Below are 7,849 nucleotides of genomic sequence, written 5' to 3' on the forward strand. Positions count from 1 at the left end.
ACGATTCCTCGTGGCGCCGGCGGACTCACCCATCCCTCGAATCTCAAATGCTATTGCCGCACACATCATTTGGTGAAGACATTCTGGGGCTGGCGCGATCAGCAACTGCCGGACGGGACGGTGATCCTGACCTCGCCGGCGGGGCAGACCTACGTCACCACCCCGGGCAGTGCGTGGCTGTTCCCGGGCTTGTGTGCACCCACCGCAGAACTACCGGCACCGCAGCCACGTGACGATGACCGCTGTGGCGATCGCACCGCGATGATGCCCCGCCGACGGCGCACCCGCGCCCAACACCGCGCGGCCCGCATCGCTACCGAACGCAACCAGAACCGCAAGGCTCGCGAAGCACGACGCGCCGCCTTCGAAGCCGTCTGGTTTCCCCAAGGCGACGCCACCGCAGACGACGACCCGCCGCCCTTCTGACGGGGTGCTTTCCATCTACCTCACGCCAGCGATTAACTGGGCGAAGCACCGGCTCCACGCGCAATACTTGGTAGCCCGACGGCGGGTTATGCAGATCGAAGGATGACGCCGATGCAAACAGCGAGCATGCGACGGTCGATCGCGGCACCCGTCGACGAAGTTTTCGACTGGATTGCCGATGGGACGAACTGGGCCTCCGTGCCCGGAATGTTCTACTCCCGGGTTCGTCCTGCCGATGGACCCGAGCCCCATGGTGTTGGCTCCGTTCGAGAATTCGCCAGCGTGGGATCCAAGGTGACCGAAGTAGTCACCGCATTCGAGCGGCCGCGTTTCATGGCGTATGAGGCGCTGGCGTCGATTCCCCGCATTCAGCACGTCGGGGGATCGATAACCTTCCAAGAGATTCCTGGCGGCACCGAAGTTTTTTGGACCTCAACATTCCAGCTGAAAACTCCAGTGCTGAGCAATTTCCTCACGAGGCTGTTTGCGCCACTCGTCCGAACTGGGATGGTGAGTGTGACCCGCACTGCGGAACGCGCTTTGACGCGCTGATCCGCGCCATTGTTAGCCGAGTGTCGCTCCGGCCCGCATCGTCAGCCCGTCGATCAGCAATCCCAGCCCGAACGCGAAGGCGCTGCCCGGGTCGGCCTCGGGCGTGATCTCGGCAGCCCCGGCGGCGTCCCACTGCAGGCGGGACTGTTCGTCGGCGGTGAATCCCAAGACGTAGTAGACGACGGTGCGGGCGACCTGCCCGGCCTGATCCGGGTGCACGCCTGCGGCCGTCGCCGCCTCCGCCAGCAGGGCCAGGATGTCGGTGGCCGCCCGGGACTGACCCGCCGCCATGCTGGCCGACACCAGTTCGGCGCCGTCGGTGTGGGACAGCAGCGCATCCCGCAGGCGTTCACCCACGGTCTGGATCCGCCACTGCCAGCCGCCCGGCCCGGGGTCGACGCAGGCCGGCGCCAGCACACGGTCGGAGACCGCCCCCAGCAGTTGCTGCTTGTTGGCGAAATGCCAGTACAGCGCGCTGGGGCTGACGTTCAGCTCGCGCGCCACCCGGCGCATCGACAGGTCGGCGATGCCGTAGTCGTCCAGGATGGTGGCCGCCGCGGCGACCACGTCAAGTTTGTGCAGCTGCACCCCGCTACCCTAACCTGAACACCGTTCAAGTTTCGGGGGCAGCACGCGTGACCCGCGGCGGCGACGATGAACAGCGAAGCGATGAGGAGGAGCGGCGCGCATGACTGACGACATCCTGGCGCTGGCCCGTGAACAGGTTCTGGAGCGCGGCGAGGCGTTGGGGGCCGATCAGGTCCTCGAGGTGCTGCGGCTGCCCGACGACCGGCTCGAGGAGCTACTGGCGCTGGCCCACGATGTGCGGATGCGCTGGTGCGGACCGGAGATCGAGGTCGAGGGCATCATCAGCCTAAAAACCGGTGGCTGCCCGGAGGATTGCCACTTCTGCTCGCAGTCGGGGCTGTTCTCCTCGCCGGTGCGCAGCGCGTGGCTGGACATCCCCAGCCTGGTCGAGGCGGCCAAGCAGACCGCCAAGACCGGCGCCACCGAATTCTGCATCGTGGCCGCGGTGCGCGGGCCCGACGAGCGGCTGCTTGCCCAGGTCTCGGCCGGTATCGAGGCCATCCGCAACGAAGTCGACATCCAGATCGCCTGCTCACTGGGCATGCTGACCCAAGAGCAGGTGGACCAGCTCGCCGCGATGGGCGTGCACCGCTACAACCACAACCTGGAGACCGCCCGCTCGCACTTCCCCAACGTCGTCACCACCCACACCTGGGAGGAGCGGTGGGAGACGCTGCGGATGATCGGCAAGGCCGGCATGGAGGTCTGCTGCGGCGGCATCCTGGGCATGGGCGAGACCTTGGAGCAGCGCGCCGAGTTCGCCGCCGAGCTGGCCGAGCTGGACCCCGACGAGGTGCCGCTGAACTTCCTCAACCCGCGTCCGGGCACCCCGTTCGGTGACCTGGAGGTGCTGCCGGCGGCCGATGCGCTGCGCGCCGTCGCCGCGTTCCGGCTGGCGTTGCCGCGTACCATGCTGCGGTTCGCCGGCGGTCGGGAGATCACCCTGGGCGACCTGGGCGCCAAGCAGGGCATCCTGGGCGGTATCAACGCCATCATCGTCGGCAACTATCTGACCACGCTGGGCCGTCCGGCCGAGACGGACTTGGAGCTGCTCGACGACCTCCAGATGCCGATCAAGGCGCTCAACGCCACCCTCTGATGGTCCGTGACCTGCCCGCTCCGGTGGGAGCCGGCGTCTACAACGTCTACACGGGCGTGCAGCGCGACGATCCCGCCGGTGGCTCGCTGCCCACGGCCGCCCAATTGGGGCTGGAGCCGCCGCGGTACTGCGGCGCCTGCGGACGCCGGATGATGGTGCAGGTTCGCCCGGACGGCTGGTGGGCCAAGTGTTCTCGGCACGGCCTGGTGGATTCTGCCGACCTGGACACCCGGCGATGACGGCTCCGGTTGCACCGTCGGACCCTGCCGCACCGCGGCTGAGCCGTTGGCGGGCGTGGCTGATCCTCGCTGCCGGCTTGGCCATCGCCGGGCTGCCGGTGGGAGCGCTGTGGGCATGGATCGCGCCACCGGTGCACGGCGTGGTGGCACTCACCCGGGGCGGTGAGCGGGTACAGGCCTACCTGGGCAACGAGGCCGACCACTTCTTCGTCGCACCGTTTCTGCTGCTGGGGATGTTGGGGGTGATCGCGGTGGTGGCGGCCACGCTCGCCTGGCAGTGGCGTGCCCACCGGGGCCCCGGCATGGTCGCCGGGTTGTCGGTGGGCCTGACCGCGAGCGCGGCGCTGGCGATGCTGCTCGGCGGCGCGGTGGTGCGGCACCGTTACGGCGTGATCGATGTGGACGGTGCGCCGGTGTCTCCCGAGCATCGGGTGCACTACGTCGTGGAGGGCCCGCCGGTGTTCTTCGGGCACACGCCGTTACAGATCGCGGCCACGTTGCTGTTGCCGGCGGCGACGGCGGCGCTGGTGTACGGCCTGTGCGCCACCTGGAGCCCCCACGACGACCTGGGCGGCTATCCGCCCGAACCGGCGAGGCGGTTGGCGCCGGCCCCGACCGTCACAGTGGAAGGCGGCGCAGCGCGCCACCGGTGATCACCCGCGCCGCCACCAGGCCCAGTCGCGCCAGGCCCAGGTAGGTCTTGGGGTTCAGCAGCGTCGGCCACTGGCTCTGCACCGCGCCTGCCGGCAGCGGCCGGTTGGCGAACCGGTCACGTAACCAGTCCAGCACCATCGGCACCGACAGCGGGTGCAGCAGAATGTGCTCGCTGAGCGGATCGCGGTGATACGTCAGCCGGGCGCCGGCGGCGATATAGGCCTCCGCCAAGTGGTCGATGTGCACGACGGAAATCACCTGGTCGTGAACGGCCTGCAGCATCAACACCGGCGGTTTCGGGGCATGGTTACCGAGCTTGGTGTCCTCGAAGACGTGTTGTACCGCAGGCAGTTCCACCAGGTGCTGGAGCGGCCGATCGATGAACTCCGCGAGTGACTTGTGGTGCATCCGCATGATGGCGCCGACCGTGGTCATGGACTCCAGTGAACGCATCAATGCCTTGCCCTCGGCGGTGGCGTGATCGTCGATCACCTTCTGCAAGTCGGGGTAGATCTTCGCCAAGGTGGCGATCATCACCGCGGGCAGCCCGGAGAAGAACGTCCCGTCCAACCCGAGGAAGGTGTGCCCGAGGTCGCCCACCGGCGACCCGAGCACCGCACCGACGATGTTGAGTTCGGGCGCGTAATCGCCGCCCACTTCCGCGGCCCAGCCGGTGGCCAGACCGCCGCCGGAATAGCCCCACAAGCCCACCGGGGCGTCGCGGGACAACCCCAGTCGCTCGGCACCCAAGGCGGCGCGCACCCCGTCGAGCACGCAGTAACCCGGTTCGTACGGTGCCCCCCAGCGGCCGTCCCGTCCCTCGTGGTCGGGGATGGACACCGCCCAGCCCTGCGCCAGGGTGGCGGCGATGAGCACGAACTCGAGCTGGGTGAACGAGCCGTACCCCTTGGCGTGCCGGCGCAGCGCATAGGAGGGGAAGCAGCGGCTGTCCACCGCGTCGATCGCGCACTGGTACGACACGATCGGACAGGGGCGGCTGCGATCGCGGTTGGCCGGGACCAGCACCGTCGTCACCGCGGCCTGCGGGACGTTGTTGCGGTCGACGGTCCGGTAGAGCAGCTGGGTGGCGACCAGTTGCTGGGGGATCAGACCCAAAAAGGCCAGCTCAACCTCCCGCGAGCGCAGCACGGTGCCGGCGACGGCGTGCTGGAAGCCGGCCGGCGGCTCATAGAACGGGTCCTCGGCCAGCCGTAGCGGGCGTTCTCCGGATTGCAGCGCCTGGTGGGGGGCTTGTCCGATCCACTCGACAGACGTTTCGCGGGCCAGGTTGTCCAAGTCCATCCCGCCATTGTCTCTTAAGAAGGCATTAAGAAGCCAGTCCGACTCACCCTGGCGGCCGCAATGCTGCGAATTCGTCGGTGACCCGCAGCTCGGAGTCGGTGAATCGGTAGCGGGCGGCCGGTCGGCCCCCGCTGCGCCCGGAGCGGGCAGTGGTGCCGGTGCGGGTGATCACCCCGCGGCGCACCAGCACCCGCTGCAGGTTGGTGGCGTCGACCTGGTATCCGAGCACCACGCTGTAGATGTCACGCAGCGTCGACAGGATGAATTCGGTTGGGGCCAAGCCGAACCCGATGTTCGTGTAAGACATCTTGGCAACCAGCCGGCTGTGGGCGTGCCTCACCATGGTGGCGTGGTCGAACGCCATCGGCGGCAAGTCGTCGACCGGATGCCAGTGGGTGTCGCCCGGCAGTTCGGGGTCGGCGGGGGAGGGGACCAGGCCCAGAAAGGTCGAGGCGATGGTGCGCACCCCCGGCACCCGGCGCGGGTCGGAGAACACAGCCAACTGCTCAAGGTGGGCTATCTCACGTAGGTCCACCTTCTCGGCCAACTGGCGGCGAGCCGAGGCGGTCACATCCTCGTCGTTCCGCAACAGTCCACCTGGAAGCGACCATCGTCCGAGCTGGGGTTCCCGGGCGCGCTGCCAGAGCAGGACGTTGAGCCGGGGGCGGCGCCGGTCGAGGCCGCCAACCTGGAAGACCGCGGTGAGCACCTCATGCGCGGTGCTAGTATGAACCATGTTTTCGATTGTAAGTCGAAAACCTAATCCGCGAGAGGAGTCGCGCATGACCACCCTCACCGACCCCGGTGTGCAGGCGGGCAGCCTGGCCGGCCGCATCATCAACTCCCCGGCCGGCTACAGCGGTATCGAGCCCGACCAGGAGTGGGTGGCCGAGATCCTCCGGCTCAAGAAACAGCGCAACGCCACGATCCTGGCGCACAACTACCAGTTGCCGCCGATCCAGGACATCGCCGACCACGTCGGGGACTCCCTCGGGCTGGCCCGCATCGCTGCCGAGACCGACGCCGACACCATCGTGTTCTGCGGCGTGCACTTCATGGCCGAGACCGCCAAGATCCTGTCCCCGGACAAGACGGTGCTGATCCCGGACGCCCGGGCCGGCTGCTCGCTGGCCGATTCGATCTCCGCCGAGGACCTGCAGGCCTGGCGCGACGACCACCCCGGCGCGGTGGTGGTGTCCTACGTCAACACCACGGCGGCGGTCAAAGCGCTGACCGACTACTGCTGCACGTCGTCGAACGCCGTGGACGTGGTCAACGCGATCGAGCCGGACCGCGAGGTGCTGTTCCTGCCCGACCAGTTCCTGGGCCAGCACGTCGCGCGGGTCACCGGGCGCAAGAACATGCACATCTGGGCGGGCGAGTGCCACGTGCACGCGGCGATCAACGGCGACGACCTCGAGGAGAAGGCCCGGGCGAACCCGGATGCCGAATTGTTCGTGCACCCCGAATGCGGGTGCGCGACGTCGGCGCTGTACCTGGTCGGCGAGGGCCACTTCCCCGAGGAGCGGGTCAAGATCCTGTCCACCGGCGGCATGCTCGAGGAGGCCCGGCGCACCCGGGCGCAGAAGGTGCTGGTGGCCACCGAGGTCGGCATGATCTACCAGCTGCAAAAGGCGGCACCGCAGGTCGACTTCGAGGCGGTCAACTCCAAGGCGGCCTGCAAGTACATGAAGATGATCACTCCCGCGGCCCTGCTGCGCAGTCTGACCGAGGGCGCCGACGAGGTCGACGTCGACCCCGAGACCGCGCGGCTGGCGGCCCGCAGCGTGCAGCGCATGGTTTCGATCGGGCACTCGGCCCCGGTCAGCAAGTGATCGGTGGCCCCAGCTGGCAGCAGCGTGCCGACGTTGTCGTCATCGGCACCGGGGTCGGCGGGCTGGCCGCCGCGCGCGCCGCACGCCGTGCCGGGCGGGATGTGGTGGTGCTCAGTAAGGCCCACGTCGGATACGCGGTGACCGCGACCCACTACGCCCAGGGCGGGATCGCGGTGGTGCTGCCGGGCACCGACGACTCGGTGGCGGCCCATGTCGCCGACACGCTGGCCGCCGGTGCGGGACTGTGCGACCGCGACGCGGTGACCTCGATTGTCGCCGACGGCTATCGCGCGGTCTCCGAATTAGCCGGTGCCGGTGCGCAATTCGACCAGGATCTCGTCGGCAACTGGGCGCTGACCCGCGAGGGCGGGCATTCGCGGCGGCGCATCATTCATGCCGGCGGTGACGCCACCGGAGCCGAGGTGCAGCGGGCACTGGATCATGCCGCGGCCGGCCTGGACATCCGTCACGGTCAGCTGGTGCTGCAGATCCTGCGTGATGCCGACACGGTCACCGGCGTGCTGGTGGCCAACGCCGACGGCATCGGGGTGATCCACGCCCCCTCGGTGGTGCTGGCCACCGGTGGCCTGGGTCAGCTCTACCGCGCGACCACCAATCCCGCCGGCGCCACCGGGGACGGCGTGGCTCTGGCGCTGCGGGTCGGGGCCGCGGTGAGCGATCTGGAATTCATCCAGTTTCACCCGACCATGCTCTACAGCGACGCCGCCGGCAGCAGACGCCCGCTGGTCACCGAGGCGGTGCGCGGCGAGGGCGCGAAACTGATCGATGCGCGGGGGGACTCGGTCACCGCCGGGGTCCACCCGATGGGCGATCTGGCGCCGCGTGACGTGGTGGCGGGCGCCATCGACACCCGGCTGCGGGAGACCGGCGAGGCCTGCGTCTACCTCGACGCCCGCGGGATCGCCGGCTTCGCAGACCGGTTTCCGACCGTCACCGCGGCCTGCCACGACGCCGGTATCGACCCGGTCAGCCAACCGATCCCGGTGGTGCCCGGGGCACACTACAGCTGCGGCGGCGTCGTCACCGATGTCACCGGCCGCACCGAGCTGGCCGGGCTGTTCGCCGCCGGCGAGGTGGCCCGGACCGGCATGCACGGCGCGAATCGGTTGGCCTCCAACAGCCTGCTGGAGGGG

The 7,849-nt window shown here is 69.0% G+C and carries 9 protein-coding genes and 1 pseudogene; 7 read left to right on the forward strand and 3 right to left on the reverse strand.

The window, feature by feature from the left end; all coding sequences use genetic code 11:
- Both DQP56_RS20815 and DQP56_RS20820 read left to right on the forward strand, forming a co-directional pair.
- Positions 1–426 (forward strand): annotated as a pseudogene (locus tag DQP56_RS20815) (hypothetical protein); the annotation flags it as partial.
- A 111-nt stretch (positions 427–537) separates the two neighbouring features.
- Positions 538–978 (forward strand): SRPBCC family protein, encoded by a 441-nt coding sequence (locus DQP56_RS20820; RefSeq protein ID WP_112688700.1) that lies wholly within the window; start codon positions 538–540, stop codon positions 976–978.
- Positions 979–990: 12 nt separating this feature from the next.
- Here the strand turns inward: DQP56_RS20820 and DQP56_RS20825 are convergent, their stop codons facing one another.
- On the reverse strand, positions 991–1,566 hold the full coding sequence (locus DQP56_RS20825; protein ID WP_112688688.1) for a TetR family transcriptional regulator: 576 nt from the start codon (positions 1,564–1,566) through the stop codon (positions 991–993).
- Between the two features lie 100 nt (positions 1,567–1,666).
- Here DQP56_RS20825 and bioB point away from each other — a divergent pair, with 100 nt between their 5' ends.
- The 3 genes from bioB to DQP56_RS20840 are packed head-to-tail and all read left to right on the forward strand — an operon-like array spanning position 1,667 to position 3,557.
- Positions 1,667–2,665 carry a biotin synthase BioB gene (gene bioB, locus DQP56_RS20830; RefSeq protein ID WP_085084498.1) on the forward strand — a complete coding sequence of 333 codons (999 nt, stop codon included), beginning with the start codon at positions 1,667–1,669 and terminating at the stop codon, positions 2,663–2,665.
- The gene (bsaP, locus tag DQP56_RS20835; protein ID WP_112688690.1) at positions 2,665–2,904 is read left to right on the forward strand and encodes a biotin synthase auxiliary protein BsaP; all 240 of its coding nucleotides are present in this window, start codon (positions 2,665–2,667) and stop codon (positions 2,902–2,904) included. The genes bioB and bsaP overlap by 1 nt, the downstream gene beginning before the upstream one ends.
- Positions 2,901–3,557 (forward strand): DUF2567 domain-containing protein, encoded by a 657-nt coding sequence (locus tag DQP56_RS20840; RefSeq protein WP_112688692.1) that lies wholly within the window; start codon positions 2,901–2,903, stop codon positions 3,555–3,557. The genes bsaP and DQP56_RS20840 overlap by 4 nt, the downstream gene beginning before the upstream one ends.
- On the opposite strand, the gene DQP56_RS20845 is transcribed toward DQP56_RS20840, so the two are convergent.
- Positions 3,523–4,860 carry a lipase family protein gene (locus DQP56_RS20845; RefSeq protein WP_112688694.1) on the reverse strand — a complete coding sequence of 446 codons (1,338 nt, stop codon included), beginning with the start codon at positions 4,858–4,860 and terminating at the stop codon, positions 3,523–3,525. The two genes, DQP56_RS20840 and DQP56_RS20845, sit on opposite strands and share 35 nt — an antisense overlap.
- Positions 4,861–4,903: 43 nt before the next feature.
- Positions 4,904–5,596, reverse strand: a complete 693-nt coding sequence (locus tag DQP56_RS20850; protein WP_112688696.1) for an NUDIX hydrolase — start codon at positions 5,594–5,596, stop codon at positions 4,904–4,906.
- A gap of 46 nt (positions 5,597–5,642) precedes the next feature.
- Between DQP56_RS20850 and nadA the strand changes: the two genes are divergently transcribed.
- The gene (gene nadA, locus DQP56_RS20855; protein WP_112688698.1) at positions 5,643–6,695 is read left to right on the forward strand and encodes a quinolinate synthase NadA; all 1,053 of its coding nucleotides are present in this window, start codon (positions 5,643–5,645) and stop codon (positions 6,693–6,695) included.
- Positions 6,695–7,849 (forward strand): L-aspartate oxidase (gene nadB, locus DQP56_RS20860; protein WP_112688702.1); only part of this gene is annotated, 1,155 nt, incomplete at its 3' end. The genes nadA and nadB, both read left to right, overlap by 1 nt.

It is taken from the genome of Mycolicibacter senuensis, assembly GCF_003284925.1.
GTDB classification, from domain to species: Bacteria; Actinomycetota; Actinomycetes; order Mycobacteriales; family Mycobacteriaceae; genus Mycobacterium; species Mycobacterium algericum_A.